We start from the raw sequence: 19,509 nt of genomic DNA, 5'->3' as shown, positions 1-19,509 counted from the left end.
CCTACCCAGTTACATTACACAGCACAATCAACACAGTCGCCTTTGGCAGCACAATCACTGACCAGTGGTGTACCTGTTTTGGCCGCTTTTGCGAGGACTTCTTGCTGGCCTTCGATGACATTTAACGGTAAAGCCGCCACACTTTTCGCTCGGCTGGCACGGCCACTACCAAAGCTGATCACACTGCCGATGATGGTCACGCCTGACGGATCGAGTTTGATGAAATTACCACCCACTTTGGCGGTTAGCTCGACTCGGGAATCCATCACTATTCTGCGGCCCGCTTTGATATGATTTTCGCTGCGACAGTTTTCCAGATAGGCTTTGTCAAACTTGGTGTACGTTGATGACTGGGATTCAATATGCCGATTTTGACCGATTTCAATACGCTCATTTTTATCTTTTTGCCAGTGCGCATCCCCTTCAATCAATACGTAACTGTTTTTACCTACAACTAAATGCCGGTTGCCATTGATATGCTCTCGGTGATCATTTTTAACCTGTATATCCATATCTTTTTGAGCATGGATATAAATTTGTTCCTGACCTTTTTTATCTTCAAAACGCAGTTCATTAAAACCACCGCCTCCGGGGCTACTTTCGGTTTTAAAGGTGCTACGACTTTTATGGGCAGGTAATTCATACGGCACTTTATTATTTGCGTGGTAGACACACCCGGTTACCATTGGGTTATCAGGATTACCATCCAGATATTCAATCACCACTTCCTGACCAATACGCGGAATAGCGACTTGCCCCCATTGCCCACCCGCAATGCCCGTATTGACGCGTAACCAACGGGTGGTTTTTTCATTTTTTTTGCCGTCCCGATCCCAGTGAAACTGCACTTTGATCCGACCGTGTTTATCGGTGTAAATTTCTTCGCCCGCAGGACCGGTGACTACAGCAGATTGTGTACTCTCAATGAGGACTTTTTTATGTTTTTGCGCTGGGCGATAGTTTTTATCCGCAGGGATACAATCAAAATAACTGATGTAATGCCCGCCCTGACTGGGGGCCCCTTCATCCAATGCCTGTGGGTTTGTCCCTTCATGTGTTACCCGGGTAATCAGGTATTCCCCTTCAAATTGAGCATGCTCAGTGATATTCACCCGATGCCCAGGCATCAAACGACGACTATTACTGGCACCTTTCAGCATTACTTTATTCGTTTGTCTGGCTTCCATACGCAACTTTGCGTATTCATCGCCTTCTTCGGGGAGTTGATAATTGCCTGGGTACTGATACTGTTCAAAATAATCATCACCATCTGCATTTTGGCTCACTTCAAGATTCAAACTGGGTTTCTTGAAGTTGTAATCACGCATAGAGACTTTGCCAAACTGGACCTTGGCCTGTTTCCGTAGCCGGTGAATACTGTCAGTATCATTCACCATGCCACTCACGCCTTGGAAAATTAAGTCCCCACCTGGAATACTCGTTAATGCAGACTGACTATCGGCCATCACCATGCGATGACGATCTGAGGTATGCTGAAAATGAAAGTGAATACCTTCCTCTTCCATTAAGCGTGAAATAAAGTGCAAGTCGTTTTCATCATACTGGACGAGATAAGTCCGAGGCTGATAATCCCTCGTTAACTGGAAGGTAAAGTCATCCGGTGTTAAATTGGCCGCTAACAATACCGACTTAATAATATCAGGGACAGTTTTTTGCTGAAAAATTTTAGTGTTCGTTCGTTTTGTTAAAGTCCATGCTTTCGGTGCTAACGTTAGCTTATATCGCGTAAACCGACGACCTGTATCCATTTGTTCAAAGCCAATAATGACGCTATTAACTAATCGAGGATGACTTGGATCTTTAAGGGTTAATGTTGCTGTCTTGTGCAAATAGTCAGATGGTAGCAACGCATCATTTTCAACAGCCAGCTCTATTTTAAATTGGTATATACCTGATAACTGTTCCAGGCCATCAACTTTCATGACGCGTAATGCATCACTACTTTTTTGACCTGCTACAACAAAATCAAATAGATTTTCATTAGCTGCAATAGAAACCATGGATTACCTTTTCAATAATGCACCTTTTATGGATATTTGTTACCCGCAATAGGACATATTTAAAAATGAGCTTGCTCTTGGGTTTTTTGGACCTACTTCTATTATAAAACCCCTAGTCAGAGAACACTGTTATAATAAGCATTTTCTTCCTGTTTTTTTGTAACATCGTTAGCTAGGGCACAGATTATTTAGTCTCTATGTGTAGTAGTTGTTTGAGAGTGAATGGTCCTTTTTAAACACATTCTATCCCCTTCACGAATCATTTTTTGGGTTTGTTGTCGGCGCTCTTCACCCCGGTCACTTATTATTATAAGCTCCCAGGGCTTCATCACTTGACGGCCGCCCCAAAAAACCCCTCGTTATGGGTATATAACTACAAAAATAACTAGATCACAAAATTGTTTTTCCATTCAAGAATGGTTGCCGGCTATAATAGAAAAGTAAATTGCAAATAAGTATTACAATTTTTTATTTACACAGCATGTATACCCTAAAAGGTAACGCTATGGGTATAGGCTCACTCTGCAAATGGGTAGCGTAAGTTTCATCAACCGAGGTTATTTATGAGATATAAATCTCAAATATTATTTGGAACATTTTTATCCATTAATTGTTTGCTCATTGCTGCATGTGGTGGGGGTAGCAAAAACTATCGCCCTGTGGGTGCTTCCCAACCTAAAAATACAACGGTTCAACAAACAACGATTAACGCAGGGTCATCCTCTGTTGCAATTAAGGTAAAACCAAAAGCAGATACACCTGCAACCCCAGAAAAATCGACTGATAAAAAAACCTACTATATTCGACCAAGCCAACATGCCCCTCAAACCACAGTAACGTATAAACCTGGTACTGCTTCAAGCTCTCACATAAGCTACCAGAGTGGTAACAGTATTATTATTTCAAAAATTGCAAAAACGGTAGGCATTCACTGTGTACGCCAAGAACTAACACATGCTCGCTACCTTGATAAAAAACAACCTGCATCCAGACAAACATTCTGCACTTATCAGTTTCCAAAACACTGTGGTGGTAACCGATTTAGCTTAATCGAATCTGGAATTCGAAAAATTCTAATCTACCATGATCTGAAGTCTCACCTTAATGTGTTAGACAGCATATCACTTACGCCCAATTCCCGTGCAGGTATCTGGCATGCTGATGATCACGTTGCCAGCACAGCTCAAAATGTAAGTAGTTTATTTGATAGTGATTCTGCTGATCAAATTCGCTTAGTGGGAACCTTGGTAGAACCAACAACTCAGCAACGTCAATATTTAACGAAGCGTTATGCTAACGCTGTGAATGAAACAAGTCGTTGTTTTTAATTTTATCTCTTCCGCAAATTATACCCATAACGAAGGTTTTTTAGGGGCGGCCGTCAAGTGATGAAGCCCCAGGAGCTTATAATAATAAGTGACTGGGGTGGCAGTTAAATGCTCCTGCATAAACTGCATTTCCACCATCCTTGGTGGTCAAGAGCGCCGACAACAAACCCTAAAAATGATTCGTAAAGGGTATACGCATAAAAAAATGCCTGTATAAACAAATACAGGCATTTTCATTTCTACCTCTTATGAGGTTTTCAACACACGCCAGTCGTCATGTCCTGAAGTACCACAAACCTCATGTGTCCAGGTAATTTTACGGTAAGTAAAATGAACATCTTCAAGGTGTGTAAAGTAAGCTGAGTTTGGATCCTGACAGTTAGGCATTGATGCATTAATAGCAACAACAATGGCATCTTCCAACTCAATCGTGAAGTAAAGTTCTTGAGTACCTGATGCAGAAGTACGATACCAGTCGATTTTACAAGTGATTAGACGTTCACCTGAAGTCAGTGAGTTATAAAGTAATGGTGAACACTTATCAAAAACCTTGGTAATTACCATAGGTTGGTGAACACGTTGACCAGTAGGCTGACCACTCTGAGGGTCACGTGGCAACACGATATCATGGCGGAAAGCTTCAACCAAAATTTGGTCTTCGTGACCTTCCTGAAAGATATTACCAACAGAATCTTCTGTAAATGTACCTGCAGTAATAAGTCCTTGTTTTTCGCCTTCGATAGTCATATACGCCGGTGTTGGCATGGCTCGATCCTTAATAAATTAGTTGTTTAAATTATCTTCAACAATCTCTAAGCGTTAACTGCATTAAAGATGTGAAGAAATTCACAAGAAACACCTTAGGAAGTGTCTGCAAAATTTATCTAGTTATTAGCAGCGATCGTGCCAATTTAAATTTTACTTTAAATATCATAGTGTTATAAACAATATCCTATTCATCTACAAATAAACACACGAAATCTGAGCAATTAATTGCTCAGTTTTTTCTTGTTTTTGTAATTTCTTGCTCAGTTATAGAATAATAATTTTATAACCTTTATTAATCGCACCTATAAAAGTAAAAACTTTCTATTAATAACTATTTTTTTAAGGAATATATCACAAAACATATTCGTACTTTTTTGCTCAATAAAAAAAGCAGCATTACGCTGCTTCAATTATTTGCTCAAAATGAATGGCTTAAAGAATTAGTTTTGCGCAACCATAATATTCCTCACAACACGAAATGTCGTAAGCTTATCAGCTTGACCAGTATGGGATTTAACCAAACTGCCATTACAGTCCGCTAAAGAGTCTGTATAAGCACCTCCTCGCGCATAGGGTTTGCCATTCATCATTACCCATTCCTGCGCATTACCATATACATTGACCAGTCCCCAAGAATTAGCTCGGCCACTGGTTACAGGTAACAAACTTTGTCCTTTAAGCAGTTTACTGCCCAACTTAACACGACAGTTGTATTCATTATGTTTAGACTTTTTATTTGTTAAAGCCGCGTGTAACCATTCCTGATCAGAGGGAATGCGATACGTAAACCCAGTCTCTTTTGTTAACCAGGATGTATAATTCAATGCACTTTTTAAAGAAATATTTGTTACTGGCAATCGAGAATGACTAGATTGTTGATGGCATTTTTTCGTTTGATCACAATACTGGGCAAAATCAGCCTGGCTAATTTCATACTTACTCATAGCGTAATAAGCAGCACCCTGAGCATAGGGCGGCACAACCACGAGCTTGGGTCCAGATGACTGATTGGTTAATTTGTCAGCACAGATGGCCCGACTATTACTACCATGCCCAGCAAACCGAATTTCACAGGGGTCCAGGCTTTTTAATATTTTTTTAACATGTGTATTGGCTGGAAAAAAAACACTCGCCAGATGTCCATATTGCCTTGCTATATCTGGCTGCTTTTTGCTCAAACGTTGCATATTTTGCAGGTAATACTGCAACATACTTTTCTCAACTTTCTGATGCATTGACTTGTCCATACTCTTTAACTCAGCCAATGCGGCTTTGAGCTTATTTTTATTTACCTTCTGCCCCTGTTGATAAAGTTTAACCACAACCTGTTGCTGCTGGTAACGCTGATCCTGCTCTAATTTTTTAAGCGATATTTGATAATGTTCAATGGCGGTTAATAGTTCTTCGCTTTTAGGTTTATACACTAACCCTTTTTTTACGAGTTTGATCGACTCATTATAAGACTCATTTTTTGCTTCCTTCTCGGCCAGAGAAAGATATAAACGTACCATTTTAGTATTCGCAACTTTATGAATATAGTTACTGTTAACACCCAGTAACTTTCTTAGCTGCAAATAAGTCTTTAATGATTGTTTTTCATCCTGAAGTTTGACACTGCGGCTAAACAACTGCTTTAAATTATTTACTTCAGCAATACGCTGTTTTGCCTGTTGCTCTGCTTGATATGAAGCTTGAGCGGTATTTAAAATATTCTTCTCATCGTCTAAACCAAAATAATCTGGCGCGTATTCTGCGGCCTGATTTAAATGGTCAAGGGAAGCTGTAAAACGCTTGGCTTCTCTCAATGCTCTGGCTCGAGCAACAAACAATTCAGCGATACGCTGCTGCTGGTCCAATAACCAGTCATCACTCTCATCAAGCTTCTTCTTCACTGCTTGATACTGGGTATATAACTGATAGCTCCACAGCTCATGAGAAAAAGGCACGTCTAACAGTTTATTAATTTTTAACTGTAGTGTCTTAGTCGTACTTTTGGCGGCGAGGTTATCAATAACGTCATTGGCACTGGATTGTTTGTTCAAACGGCGCTGTGCATCAATCTGATCCACTAGACGTATAATTTTTTCATTATCAGGAAAAAGCAGAACGGCTGTGGATAACACTCTATCCGCTAAATCATAGTCCTTTTTTTGAATCGCTCGCTCAGCATCAAAAATATATGTTTTAGCAAGTTCTTGATTTTGCAAAATTTCATGTTGAGGCGCTATGGTCCGGGCAGTTTCCAGCAAATCAAACATATCCCATTGATCATCACGAGGATAAATTCTCCGTCGCTGTATTAACCATTTGTATTTTTCTCTCAGTTTTTCTTGCAGCGCTTCCAGATGAACATTGAGTGCTGCTGAGTCAGGGTAATACTGTTGTCCCTTGATCAAAACTCGATGAGCCCCTTGAAAGTCAGGCTCACCCTGCTCATCAGCAACACGTGCAAATGCATTTTCTTTCAACAGTTCAAGAATTCTTTCTTTAGTTGCATCTAGCACTTGCTCTTGTAATTCAGCTGACTGTTCATCAATCAATACAAAAGCCTGCTCAACCTGATCAGCTGGCAACTGTTTTATTTCTTTAATAACCTGGGTTGCTCTTCTCTCATCTAAAAGTGAAGATGTTGATGTATATATTACAGGTGTTAAACCAGCCAAGAGCGCAAAAATCACCCCAAAAACTGTGAAACCTTTACGTTTATTACTACCTAAAAATGTATCAATAAACTGTTGTACAGTCTCAGGTCGATCTTCTTTTCTAAATGCGACTGCTGCAGATAAGGCTTTCCATTGCGCATTTTTTAAAATTTTTGCTCGCTTGGGTTGCAGCTTTTTATCCTGTGCTTTTAACGCCGAAAGCTTATTAAAAGGATGCTTTCCTGTTAAACATTCATTAACTACACAGCCAAAAGCATAGATATCATCGCGAATATCAGGCTCTTTTCCTAACAACATTTCCAGGCTGGCATAAGCCGGCGTTAATGCGCCTAGTTCACCCGCATCAAATAATGTTTTATCCCCGTCTTCCTGGGTTTTGGTTTTTGCTGCGCGCGCAATACCAAAATCGAATACTTTTGCTGTACCGTCTTCTAATATAAAAACATTACTGGGTTTAAAATCTGAGTGAATAATATGTTTGTTATGCGCATAAGTTAAGCCATTTGCAATACCACGGATAATTGAAATAGCCGTTGTCAGAGGCAATCCATCCGGATAGTCTTCACGCAATAACTGGTCTAATGCTTTTCCCTGTAACAACTCCATTGTCATGAAAACAACATCATCTTCACGATCAAAATCATAAACGGTTACGATATTTGGGTGGGCCAATGTTTGCGCTTTACGGGCCTCACGCTGCAAAGCAATTAATGATTCCGGATGCTGACGAAATTCTTCATTAAGTACTTTTACGGCTACATAAGGGTTTCTATCACTGGCTTCGATTTTTCGGCGGTCAATGGCTTTATAAACCACCCCCATACCACCACTGCCTAATACTTCAACTAATTCAAAACGAGCTTTTAACACAGAGCCAAGACCAACACGCTGGCTAATATGTTGTGGATTATTATTATGGTTTGTTTGATCAAGCTGACTGTGTGTTACATATTGAGTTGGTTCAAGCCGATGACCTGTTGTCTCAGAAAATGCAGAAGTATTTCCTGTGGATAATGCTTCAGAGGTAATAAGTGTTTTTGCGTCATCAGCATGTTGAGTATTTAACGCAGCAGTCGGAGCGTGTTGTTGACTGAGTTGTGTGGATAAATGAGATCTATTCGGCTGCCCAGTTATCACCGTTTTGTCATCAAGTGAATTATCACTTGATGGATTTCCACTACCTGATTTCCTACCTGTAATTACCGTTGCGTCTTCTGCACTGTAATCATTATTAGTCTGAACATGCTGTTGACTAATCACCGTTGCATCTTCAGTTACAGAATGCGGAGGAATATCATCTTGAATAGGTTGTTTTTGTTGAATACGTTGGGAGTCAGCCGTTCCTGCTGTTGAAGACCACTCACGAACTTCTAAACCGCGATCAATACGGGTTTTGCTGTGCTTCGTTTTATCAGCGCCCATGCCAGTACTTCACGTGTGAAAATTGATTATTGGATATCGATCACATTAACTGTGACATTGTCTTTGGCTCGTCCTGCCAAAGTTGATTCGATCAATTTTTGCACACATTGCTCAATATTACGCTGACGTAGTCCACTTTTTATAACATCAACAGGTACCTCACCATAAAGACCGTCGCTACAGAGTAATAACCGATCTCCAGGCATTACATCAAATACGCGGATATCCAAGGCTAATTCGATATCTGAACCGATTGCTCGAGTAATAACATTAGCCTGAGGATGAACCAGCGCTTCCTCAGCAGTAATCACCCCTTGATCAACAAGCTCTTGCACAACTGAATGATCATGACTGATTTGATAAAGTGCATCCTCACGAAAGACATAAAGACGGCTATCGCCTGCCCAAATACAGGCACACTCATAGCCATTCAGCACGGCAGTCACCACCGTACTGCCAATAACAGAGCTTCCTGGTTTAATGGTGACATCTTCAATCAGACGCCGATTCACTTCTAACAATGTTTGTTGAACGATTTCAATTGCGCCATCTAAAGCATCGCTGTTGGGCAAACGTGATAACTCATCAATGATCATCCGACTGGCTAAGTCACCTGCAAAATGTCCACCCATGCCATCCGCTATTGCCCAAATGTGATTGCCATGACCAGACTCACTGTCAATTCCGACTAAATAGGCGTCTTCATTTATTCTCCTGACATTACCTTTGTGCGTTTGTGCTGCTGTTACGTAGTGGGATATTTGATTACTCATGATTTATCAAACAAACGCCTCAGTCTTCCAGAAGTCCTACCGAATCACTATGGGTGATGACACTGCCTAAATTAATCCACCCCCCCTGCTCCCATTGTCCTGTCATAAAGCTGGTAAACCCAGCTAAAGAGGGTAACCCTTCACAACACAATAAAGCAGGGGCAATATGTTCTGAGCCATGGGTCCACCATAAGCTATAACTGTTAAACATTCGGTTTAACAGGTGCTCTGCTAATGCAGGCATGGCTTGTAATGGACGAACTCGCTCTACTTCTAAGGCGGCCATTAAATGAGGACGAGATACCTGCCGGCTATGTGCAGGAGCATGCTGCTGAGCTGAAGTTGATAAACGAGGATTGCCCAGTTGTTTAATATTTTTTTCCATCAACTCAAAATCAAAGTCATCATCTAACACGGTATAAGCAATATCTTCCAACCGATCCAGCCAATAACCACACTCAGCCAGTATTCTCATGGGGCTTTTAACATGTTGTAAATGACTGACAAACGTTAACGGAAAATAACGTCCAACTCGGTCAACACTAGGAATCAACAAACCATGCCAAATCCCTTCACCACATACCCCATCCGATAATAAAAACCGCCAGACGGGACAAGATAAATAGCTGTTCAACCAGCTATTACCCAATTCATTTTGGCTATGACGAATAGCCCCTTGTAACCACTCATCCCAATGATCTAAAAACTCTCGAGGAAGACGCCTGGAGATAAAATCACCATGGGTTGGAAATTTACCGTAAAACCCTGTCAGCAGCATGATATTTTCCTATAATCTCCCAACAGCGTTATAACCACGTAACAAAGAGCGGTTAAATGGATTGATGACACTGTTGGCTGAAAGCTCATAAGCAGCCCGTCGATTATCAAGCTTAAACTCGACTTTAAACCGTTCAGCACGCCCGGTATTAACCACACGGAAATTGTCCATAATTCTAAAAAATGACCAAATACCCTGCTCACGGAATGCAACACGAACACCATTGAGGTCTTCAAATAAAATACTCGACTCACCGGCTTCCTGAGGCCAACTCACTTTCTGCGGCACTCTGGGTCCATGTCGATAAACCAGCTTTTGACCATCAATATCAACTTCTACCCTGGCCACATTGGCATCTAGATACACAGGCTTCATCGTAAAGTTAAGCTGTGGTGAAGCGGCACCATCCTGGAAAAATACTCTACGGATTTTAGCGCCCGTCTCAAACATACGAAGTGCACGTGAACTGATGCCTAAGGACTGTCCATCAACCGTTCTAAGTCGCCATGAACCTCTATTGGTATTAGCAAACGGCTTAATATATTCATCAAAAAAGCGAGCTTCTATGCCACCCGGTTTAAAGTATTCAGCAAAGTCGCGTAACTTCACTTCCGCTCGCGCATTGGCCAGTGGATAACGCCCCGCTAAAGCTTGCTTATAAAAACTATATACATTTGCCCGATAAATCTGATTAAGGTATTCACTCGCTTGCCCCATCATCAGACCCCAACTGCCGTTAGTGACATCTAATATCCATCGTCTAACAGGCTGTGGTGTAGTACCTGATAATGCTTTTAACGTGGTAAAGTAATCACCACGACCTCCAGTAATTTTTTGCTTGGCCGCATTATAAGCAGACTCACCAGGATCACCGCTATTAACGATAGACGACAGATAACTACGCAAACCATTTAAGGCATCAATAATCTGATCCATTTGAGTTTGCCCACTACCCACGGCCGCAATAACCTGATTCACATCGCGGAATTGTCTTTCAACTTTATTGGCGCCTGGTCCTAATGATTCTGGCTTACCTTTATCTTTTAACCCGGCTTTATCCGCTGCTCGATCTAATCGCTCCGCTCGGCGACTCAGTCGACCTAGTCGGCCACTTCGCACACCGGCGGCTTTACGCACTTCATTCGCTTTACCAAGATTTTCCATAGTCAGAACTGACATCATGGTATTTTTTTCAACGTCTTTTAACACTTCTCTAAACGGTGAAAAGCCTGCAGTGATTTTTCCGAGTTGATCTGTTGCCTGACGGATATCACCAAAAGGACGTACTTTCAATTCATTCAGTGAGGTATTCCAATGCTTGATGTAATCTTGGAAATATAAGTCTTGTACTTCATCATGAAACATTTTGATATCCGCTTCTGAGAAGTCACCACTTGCGGTTGCTAACACCCAGTTATCTCTGGCAATTTCAGCCACATATTTATAACTCTCAGGCTTGAATTGAGTGTAAAAACCATTTTTGGTGTAAAGCTTTGGAATTTTGTAATCTGCATTTAAAAATACATAACCAATTTCCTGACCTAACTCAGATATAAAACTACGCATCGCATCCGGACGGATAAATTCTTGTTTTATTCGAGCATAAGCCTGCTGTGGTAAAGGTACTTGGCGTAATACAATTCTGGCTTGTTTAACCAGACTCTCATCCAACTTAATGGGTTTAAAGCCCGAATTAAGTAAATCATCAAGATAGGTATTTAATTTATTTTGCAGCTTAGCTTCACCACGAAGTTGGTTTTCCCAGTCAAACTGCATCCAGTCGCGAACATAATCTTCATCAAGACGCTTTGGCATAGCCAACATAATATAGGCTTTTAATGCCGCATGAAGAAAATCAACATCATTCATGTTGTCTTTAATTTGCTCTTCCAGCCGCCGCTTAAGGGCTGGTAAAAACACTTCTTCGACCTGATCAAAATAAGCACGGGTTGCATTTGGCTGAATTTTCCGTCCTTGATATAAGCCTAATCCACCCGTAAAAGGTACTTTATCCTGATCATAAACCTGGGTTGCATCGCGAAGTGGATCTAATACAGGTATCGTATCTATTTCTCGATAACCAGAGCGAAGTTCATCTTTTCCTGAAATAAAAGACTTAACATAGTCTTCAATACTGCCAATGCTTAATTGGTTCCAGGTAAAACTGGTTGACCAGGCAAAAGCACCTAAACCAGCGGTAATCAGTGCAGCAGCATAAGAACCTCGCTGTACCCACAAGCGTCCTGTTTCATACTTGCGATCATTGCTGACCAAACCTGACTCTGCAAATATTACATCTCGCAATAGACGGGTAATAAAATAGCTTCTGCCCGTTGTTTGATGAGTTGGTTGAGGTGCAACCCCCATCTGGTTAGCATAGCTATCGACCATACGATCAATTGAGGTAATATTTTGGGTACCACTGGTAAAATAAAAACCTCGCAAATAAGGCTGATGATGAAAGCGTGAAGGGGCAAATACTTTTTCAATAAAGGTATGAATTTGCGGCTTAATAAGCAGTAATTGTTGAGAAAAAGATAAAATTCTACCGCGACGATTAACATCCCGCTCTTGATGTACTTTACCTAATAACTGTTCATTTAAGCGATTAAGTAATATATCGACTCCCTGATCAAATAACTCAACGACATTGAGTTGATCACTGTCTTCAAAACTATTTCCCCATACCTGAGCGCGTTCTTCACGTCCTAAGTCTTCAAAAAATTCGTTAAAACCCTCAACCAAATCACACTTGGTAAACATCAGGTATACAGGGATACGCATTCCCAACCGTTCATTCAGCTCTTGTAAACGTGCACGAATGGCTTTGACATGAGCATTCATTTCCGCTTCAGTTTGCAACGCAATATCCTGCAAACTTATCGCTAAAATCACACCATTAATAGGACGGCGAGGACGATTTTTTTTCAACAGCCCTAAAAACCCAGTCCATGCTGCAGCGTCAACAGACGCATGACTGTCTTGTGTGGTATAACGTCCAGCAGTATCAATTAATACCGACTCATTGGTAAACCACCAATCACAATGCCGCGTTCCGCCGACACCATGAATAGCTTCTCGACCAAACTTTTCTTGCAGTGGAAACTCAAGTCCCGAATTAACCAACGCGGTTGTTTTTCCACAACCTGGAGGACCAATGATGATGTACCAAGGTAATTCATACAAAAACTGTTTACCACTTTTACCTTGCATACTGGATTGGCGCAATAAATCCATTGCATCAGTAAAACGGTCATTCAGTAACGCGATTTCTTCTTCTGATTCTTGAGCATCCGCACTTTGTTGCGCTAACTGATCTTGCTGAAGTCCCTCAATCAACTGAGCATTTTGCTTTTTAGCCTTCATACTCATCCGTAAGTTATTCAGTCCCCACAATAGCATTATTGCCATAATGCTAAATAACCGGACAACTTCACTGGCTAACGGCTTTTTATCAGCAATTGCGAATAATGGCCCCACAAACCAAATTAAAATTGAAAGGGCAATAACCCCAACAAGAGAAATAAACCACTTTTGTTTAATAACGTTGATGAAGCCTTTCATTCATTACTTCCATACACTGCAGTTGATGATGACCCATATACCCTTCACGGTTGGCTCTGGCTAACCTTCATCTTTATTGTCAGAATCGGCTGTTGTTTCTTCTGTATCGTCAACAGTTTCTTCTGTTTGCTGATCCTCTTCCTTATTTTTTTCCTCTTTGTTCGTCGATGATAAATCCAAATCCTTAGCAAATTCTTCCGCAGCTGGATCAATTAAAGAGGTATAGTCATTTCTCAATGCAACAGACTCTTCATTAAGGAAGTAAGCAAACCCTGAATACATCGCAAGCAATACAACAGCACCAAGTGCACCAACAACCCACAGGGGAACATAACGAATTAATGCATTACGACGATCTTGAACGCCTTTCCATTGAGTTGATAACTCTCGCTCATAATCGCCCCGAACCATTCGCAGCTGTCGATATAAATCATCGCGTAGTTCTTCTAACTTAACGTTTCCGCGTTCAATAACACGGTATTTTCCTTCAAAACCCAGGCTTATAATAATGAACATTAATTCCAGTAAATCCTGATGACGATAGCCATCGGCTCTCAACCTATCCAGTAAAACAAAAAACTTCTCCCCCCCCCATGTCTCGTTATGGAAAATACTGAGCAGACTGTGCTTGCTCCACTCAGCATGTCCACCCCAAGGGGTTAACGCAATAATTTCATCAAGAAAGGTACACAACACGTAACGCGCAGCATTAATTGTTTCTTCAGCCGCCTGTCGCTGCCTGTTTTTGAGTTCAAACTGTTTAATTTCCTGCACTAAATAACTGCGTAATTCTTGAATATTCTCATGGTGAGCCAAATTACGCAGCCGAATTGCCATGTTAATCAGCGTAGAAGCCGAATTAACCAGGTTATTTACACCGGTTAATTGACCGGCTTGCGCCTGTTGCCACTGCTGACTAAATGACTGCGGTGCTTGCTGATAAGACGAATGTGATGACGCATCCTGCGTACCAGATGATCTTCTTCCTGGTGTTGGCTTAACAGGCCTTCCACCTTGTTGAAAATTAATGACTGTCTTATCCGCATTATCTGAGTCGTAACCATCCATGCGGTTGCCTCATGGTTAAGAGGATATATTAATGTTCATTACTGCTTAATCGCCCAGAACTCCATTTCAATGTCTGGAAACTCACCTGCCACATGGATAGCAAAGCCACCGGATTTACTTAACTGTGGCCATATCTCTGAATTAGCATCAAGTTGAAAATAACTAAAACCGGCATGGTAAGGTATTTGACGAGGTGCAACATTAAGCGCTGTAAGTGAAATACCGGGTAGCTGCAAATTAACAAGTTGTTGAATATTTTCAACTGTTCCAATTTTAACTTGTGACGGGAAACGCGAGCGTAACAGTTCATTAGCCACATTTGCTTTTACTGCAAGCACAAACACCGCATTTTGATACAGGTTTCGATCATTAACCGTTGCCACACGCACACCGTATTTACGTTCTTGCAACTCAAGTTTAACGACATTTTGTTCTAGTACAGTACTGAGTGACTGACGTAGCTCGCCCATTAATGCAATAAATGAAGCTTCAAGATCATCATGTTGATAACTGGGTAATTCATTCGGACGTTTTTGGCGGTTGGTAAATGTGGATAACTCACCTGCAAGTTGTGCCATGTAACCATATAAATTTTGCGGGTGAAGCAATTCCAGTTTAGATAAATGCTTAAATAGAGGTTCGTTACGATTAATCGTTTGTAGCATAAGAAAATCAGCAACATCTGAAAGTCCCTGGCGCGTTGAACCTTGCATACGACCTGCCAACGCTTCACCACGGTGATTTAATAAACCAGCCACTTCACTCAAATAACCCACCAGTTTAGGCACTGCTTTTACATCCAAACACGGGGGAATATAGTCTTCATCTAACACAATGCTTTTATCGGCACGGCTTTCAATAATTTTACAAATGGGTAAAGCCACATAGTTGCCTTTAGCATCTTCTTCCGCGCGTAATGACAACCGTAATAAACCAACATTAATTTCGGCTATCGTAGCATCACCGGCATTACTATCATGCACGGTCTCTTCTTTATTGATATATCGTGCAATAATATTTTCATCGGTTTTTTTATCCGCTTCGATATCATCAACGGCTGACAGTGGACAGGCTAAGTAAACGATTTTTTCTTTTGTTTCTTCTTTTATATCTAATGTGAGTTGTCCATTAACAGTATTTCGGACCGAAAATAATGTGCCATCAGGTAATATACCATCACAACTATTAACGACGATTTTGCCTAGCGCTAAATGTTGCTGGTCTATACTCAGGTTTTTAACACCCCAGCTATAAGCAACACCCAAACGCACGCGCTCTTTAAGCTGGAAATCATAATACCGATCATGTTGCTGAAAATGTTGAGGCCGAAGAAACATACCTTCGGCCCATACGATTTTATCCTGCATTGCCATTAGTTTTGTTGTCCTTACTGCAAATGACTACTATTTTGAAAGACTTAAACGATTGATGCGTAAACTAAACTCATTACTTGATAGTGGCTCCACTTTCACAACCAGTCGCCAATTAGCATTTTCAATATCACGATATGCAGCTAAAAATGCGACAAATTGTGTCGAAGGATTAAGTAATAAATTAAGCTCCGATGTTGAGCCTGGTACAAACTCATGCTCTTCTTGACCAAGCAGACTTGCGCCTAATACCTTTACAGGATCTGAATACAGCGCAAAAAAATCAGCATTTTCAAAAACGACAGGTGAATTTAATTCATATAACTTGACGACAACGGGAGAAGGCCGACCACTATGATCTGGGTTAGCATCTGGTGCCACCACAACTTCCAAATCCAGTTTAGTTTCACTTTTAAAGCAGCCCGTTGTTATGAGAGCAACGCAACAAAGCAAGCCAAAAAGTAGATTGTATTGCCATCTTGCTAGCCACTTATTCACTGTTTGAAACCTCCAGTTTATTTATCCTGGTTTAACTTATTAATTTGCTCTTCATAAGTACTGGCAAACTCATTACCGAACAACGCCTGAAATACGTTTTCCTCTTCAAGAATATCTCGGTAAAACTCTTTGTACGCTTCCCAGTAACGTGCCTTTTTATTACCAAAAGACATTCCTTTACTTTTTGATTCCTCAAAACGCTGTTCTAATCGTTCAGGATCAAGACGACTCAGCATATGATTCAAGGCTGATCGTGTAGCCGCCATCACTGCCAACTGATGCTTATCAAAATCTGTAAATGCTTCTTCCACTGCACTTTCAGTATCCAGATAGCCTTGCAACGGATTCACTAACATTTGCTTAATCGCCTGATCAGCACTGACACAAAACTTAAGAGGGTTATTTTCTTGCGTTCGGATCATCGTCATCGACATACGAAACTCATTTTTGAGGTTCGCACGGGTCATCATTAGCCGAATCAACCCCTCTATCGTTTTATGAATCACTTTGCCAAGTGTAGCTGGTAGCTGATTGTATTGCTCAGCCGGAACCTCTTCTGGATTAATACCCAGTTGTAGCAACAATTGATTAAACGCTTTATCAGGTTTAACGGGTGTTGTAGCCTGCTGTGGAGGCTCAGCTTGTTTGGATTGCTGATCTTTTAACGTTGCTTGAGCTGTGGGTTGATTTGGCTGAGATACGGGCATTGCCGCAGAAGCATTTGATTTTGCTTCATACTGCTGTTCAACCTTGACCCGAACCGGCTTTTGTAATTCAGGTTGTGGCCGCTCCTGAGCTGAACTTGCTGGCTGAGAACGCCCACTTCGAGAGCGCCTATCCGTCTCAGGCGGTGCAGCCGTTGGCTGAAAAGGTGTAGCCCCACCCGAAACAGATTGCCCTCGCCTGGGACGTGGTGGTCGCGGTTTTGGAAATGCTTGCTGTCCTGCTGGAACAACATTGAACGTATCCTGATGCGTAGCAGCCTCCTTTTCTTTAGCAGGCTTACTCGCTGGCATTTCAGCATCGGCAGCAGGTGCTTCAAAGGCAGCGAGAATATCATCACCAGAAACCACATGCTCTGGATTATCTGCAATTAAAGGCTCTTCTTTAGCCGTATGTTGCTCTTCTGAAGGTGCAAATGAAGGATGTGGCTCTAATCGCGGTTGCTCATTATGTTGAGGTGAAGCATCTGCAAATTGAGCTGATAAATCAGCTTCGTGCTGATTGATGGGCTGGCTCGGTGCCGCAGGTGTTTCATTTTGACCTGAAAAGTCTTCAGTAAAAAAAGGCTGGTCATGATCAGTTAAAGGCTCATCATTTGCGCGATGATTCCCCCACGCAACCTCAGAACCATCATCAACGTCACTCATCACCTCTTGCTGCGGATCAATAGCGGGGCCAAAGTCTGAGAAGAAGTCATCAGGTATTAAGCCTGCATCACCGTTCATCGCCGGTGCCGGAGCTTCACTGGGAACATTAGCTGCAGCTTGCTCTGACATAAAATCATCAGGAATCAATGGTCCCTGGCTATTTACCTGACCGCCTTGAGCTTGCCCTGTGGCAAAATCAACCTGCTGAGAATTAAAGCCCGGTGGCGTAATATCGTCATGTAAAAAATTTGGTCCCTCTGGTTGTGGCTCTTCAACAAATCCTGATGGCTCATCAGTACCAGGGTAGCCTAGGTTTGCTTGGTTATTATCGCCCTGCAAAAAATCATCAGGAATAAGCGATTGGCCAGAACTATGAGACGTTGCACTAGGCGTAGGCATTACATTTGGGGATGACGTGACATTAGGAGTAGGCGTAACACCAGGGGCAGGTACAGCACTATTGAGAGATTCTGCACTCTGAGCAGCTTGAGTAGCCTGAACATTTTGTGCATAGGGATCATTAGAAAGAGAAGTATTCCCCATCTCACCAATAGAAGATGAAGAAGGCGGTTGTGATGACTGCAACGGCGCATGCCCCAAACCATCAACACCAAAACCAGCCAAAAGATCTTGATTAGCCTGCGGATCAGCCGGCTGAATGGGAGGCTCTCCGGGTGATACTGGAGGCTGCTGACTAACGGGCATACCCGCATTAGCAGGCATTGGATCCATACCGGCAGGACTAGGGGGAATGAAGCTGGAGTCCAAAATAAAATCATGATCAGACTGCGCACCACCAGCACCAATAAATCCATCTAAAGGATCAAAAGGTTTTTGACCAAGATCAGCATTAGCATCGGTACTGAAAGAATACAGAGAAGAGCTACTTTGTTCGGAAAATGAGGCCAGAGGATCTAACTCAACATTAGTTTTTTGTGGTGTGATCAAGCCATTTAGATCATCACCACGTGTTTCAGCTGATAAGCTCGACGTTGGAACCAGACTTGCGTCCTGAAGCAGCTCAGTTTCTATAACATAATCTGCAACTTGGATGAGATCACCATGCTGCAAACGTACAGTATGACCTCTGCCTAACGGCTCTGGCGCATTATTAAGATAAACCCCATTTGTACTGGTATCCGTAATAAAGTAAGCGCCCTGTTCATAGGTGATTGTTGCATGTTTACTCGATAAATGCCGGTGCTTATCAGGCAATATCCAATCATTTTGATTGGCACGCCCAATAGTTCCCCCTGAAGGTTGAAAAACCCTCATTGCATTTTGTCCCATTTCATGACGTTGGGGACTGATAACCTTCAGCAACAGTTCCATGTTATTGATCCTGTGTTTTTACTTCTCGCAACATACTTCATCCACAAATAGCACAGTGACAAAACTTAATAATCAAAAAGGATTAAACGTGTTAAGCTTTCTAACAATCATTCAGAAAATTTCTAAGAACGCCTTCCAAACCATTGCCCATCGTTAAAAACATATGTTTAAAAACCATTGCTGTTAAGTATAGTTAATCACATCACAAAAATAATTGAACAAACACTATACCTATAAATAGTTTGTGGCATGAATATCCACCACGCATGCTATCAGCAACTTTCCCCTTCGTTATGGGTAAATTTAGCGGCTTTTAAAGCGTTGGCATATTTAAACATAAAAGCAATTAATTTATAGCGACCCAAAACATGCTTTAAAACAATAAATTACATGACTTATTTCTCACTATAATAATTATTTACACAACCAATACTGTGGACAGTTTTTGGCTGAGAATGGTAGGTTGTACCAAAGATAGAAACTGCGAGAATGCGGTTGTCAAAGTCGTATTGTCACAGGAATCTATCTTTGGAAAGCATAGTAAAAACTGTTTT

11 protein-coding genes are annotated in these 19,509 nt (G+C 41.5%); 1 reads left to right on the top strand and 10 read right to left on the bottom strand.

Annotation, left to right across the window (positions count from 1 at the left end):
* Positions 1-14 precede the first annotated feature (14 nt).
* Positions 15-2,021: a type VI secretion system tip protein VgrG gene (locus tag ACQ96U_RS21705; RefSeq protein ID WP_431723370.1), complete on the bottom strand. Its 2,007-nt coding sequence runs from the start codon at positions 2,019-2,021 to the stop codon at positions 15-17.
* A 563-nt stretch (positions 2,022-2,584) separates the two neighbouring features.
* Between ACQ96U_RS21705 and ACQ96U_RS21700 the strand changes: the two genes are divergently transcribed.
* Positions 2,585-3,349 (top strand): hypothetical protein, encoded by a 765-nt coding sequence (locus ACQ96U_RS21700; protein ID WP_431723369.1) that lies wholly within the window; start codon positions 2,585-2,587, stop codon positions 3,347-3,349.
* 246 nt (positions 3,350-3,595) lie between these two features.
* On the opposite strand, the gene ACQ96U_RS21695 is transcribed toward ACQ96U_RS21700, so the two are convergent.
* From ACQ96U_RS21695 to tagH, 9 genes are all read right to left on the bottom strand, one after another.
* Positions 3,596-4,114, bottom strand: coding sequence for an Hcp family type VI secretion system effector (locus ACQ96U_RS21695; RefSeq protein WP_431723368.1), 519 nt, complete (start codon positions 4,112-4,114; stop codon positions 3,596-3,598).
* 443 nt (positions 4,115-4,557) lie between these two features.
* Complete coding sequence (locus tag ACQ96U_RS21690) at positions 4,558-8,202, bottom strand: protein kinase domain-containing protein (protein WP_431723367.1); 3,645 nt, start codon at positions 8,200-8,202, stop codon at positions 4,558-4,560.
* Between the two features lie 26 nt (positions 8,203-8,228).
* Complete coding sequence (locus ACQ96U_RS21685; protein WP_431723366.1) at positions 8,229-8,975, bottom strand: PP2C family protein-serine/threonine phosphatase; 747 nt, start codon at positions 8,973-8,975, stop codon at positions 8,229-8,231.
* Positions 8,976-8,994: 19 nt separating this feature from the next.
* A complete protein-coding gene (gene tagF, locus ACQ96U_RS21680; protein ID WP_431723365.1) occupies positions 8,995-9,753 on the bottom strand; it encodes a type VI secretion system-associated protein TagF in 759 nt (252 codons plus the stop codon).
* A gap of 9 nt (positions 9,754-9,762) precedes the next feature.
* Positions 9,763-13,317, bottom strand: a complete 3,555-nt coding sequence (gene tssM, locus ACQ96U_RS21675) for a type VI secretion system membrane subunit TssM (RefSeq protein WP_431723364.1) — start codon at positions 13,315-13,317, stop codon at positions 9,763-9,765.
* 60 nt (positions 13,318-13,377) lie between these two features.
* On the bottom strand, positions 13,378-14,385 hold the full coding sequence (gene icmH, locus ACQ96U_RS21670) for a type IVB secretion system protein IcmH/DotU (RefSeq protein ID WP_431723363.1): 1,008 nt from the start codon (positions 14,383-14,385) through the stop codon (positions 13,378-13,380).
* Between the two features lie 38 nt (positions 14,386-14,423).
* Positions 14,424-15,758, bottom strand: coding sequence for a type VI secretion system baseplate subunit TssK (gene tssK, locus ACQ96U_RS21665; protein ID WP_431723362.1), 1,335 nt, complete (start codon positions 15,756-15,758; stop codon positions 14,424-14,426).
* Between the two features lie 30 nt (positions 15,759-15,788).
* Positions 15,789-16,253 carry a type VI secretion system lipoprotein TssJ gene (tssJ, locus tag ACQ96U_RS21660; protein ID WP_431723361.1) on the bottom strand — a complete coding sequence of 155 codons (465 nt, stop codon included), beginning with the start codon at positions 16,251-16,253 and terminating at the stop codon, positions 15,789-15,791.
* A gap of 17 nt (positions 16,254-16,270) precedes the next feature.
* Complete coding sequence (gene tagH, locus ACQ96U_RS21655; RefSeq protein ID WP_431723360.1) at positions 16,271-18,955, bottom strand: type VI secretion system-associated FHA domain protein TagH; 2,685 nt, start codon at positions 18,953-18,955, stop codon at positions 16,271-16,273.
* Positions 18,956-19,509: the final 554 nt, after the last annotated feature.

Source organism: Zooshikella sp. RANM57 (assembly GCF_050749885.1).
Classification (GTDB): Bacteria; Pseudomonadota; Gammaproteobacteria; order Pseudomonadales; family Zooshikellaceae; genus Zooshikella.
This window is presented reverse-complemented; position numbering and strand designations above follow the sequence as displayed.

Coding starts and splice junctions, on each gene's coding strand:
- ACQ96U_RS21705 (WP_431723370.1), bottom strand. CDS start 2,021: ATGGTTTCTATTGCAGCTAATGAAAATCTATTTGATTTTGTTGTAGCA.
- ACQ96U_RS21700 (WP_431723369.1), top strand. CDS start 2,585: ATGAGATATAAATCTCAAATATTATTTGGAACATTTTTATCCATTAAT.
- ACQ96U_RS21695 (WP_431723368.1), bottom strand. CDS start 4,114: ATGCCAACACCGGCGTATATGACTATCGAAGGCGAAAAACAAGGACTT.
- ACQ96U_RS21690 (WP_431723367.1), bottom strand. CDS start 8,202: ATGGGCGCTGATAAAACGAAGCACAGCAAAACCCGTATTGATCGCGGT.
- ACQ96U_RS21685 (WP_431723366.1), bottom strand. CDS start 8,975: ATGAGTAATCAAATATCCCACTACGTAACAGCAGCACAAACGCACAAA.
- tagF (WP_431723365.1), bottom strand. CDS start 9,753: ATGCTGCTGACAGGGTTTTACGGTAAATTTCCAACCCATGGTGATTTT.
- tssM (WP_431723364.1), bottom strand. CDS start 13,317: ATGAAAGGCTTCATCAACGTTATTAAACAAAAGTGGTTTATTTCTCTT.
- icmH (WP_431723363.1), bottom strand. CDS start 14,385: ATGGATGGTTACGACTCAGATAATGCGGATAAGACAGTCATTAATTTT.
- tssK (WP_431723362.1), bottom strand. CDS start 15,758: ATGGCAATGCAGGATAAAATCGTATGGGCCGAAGGTATGTTTCTTCGG.
- tagH (WP_431723360.1), bottom strand. CDS start 18,955: ATGGAACTGTTGCTGAAGGTTATCAGTCCCCAACGTCATGAAATGGGA.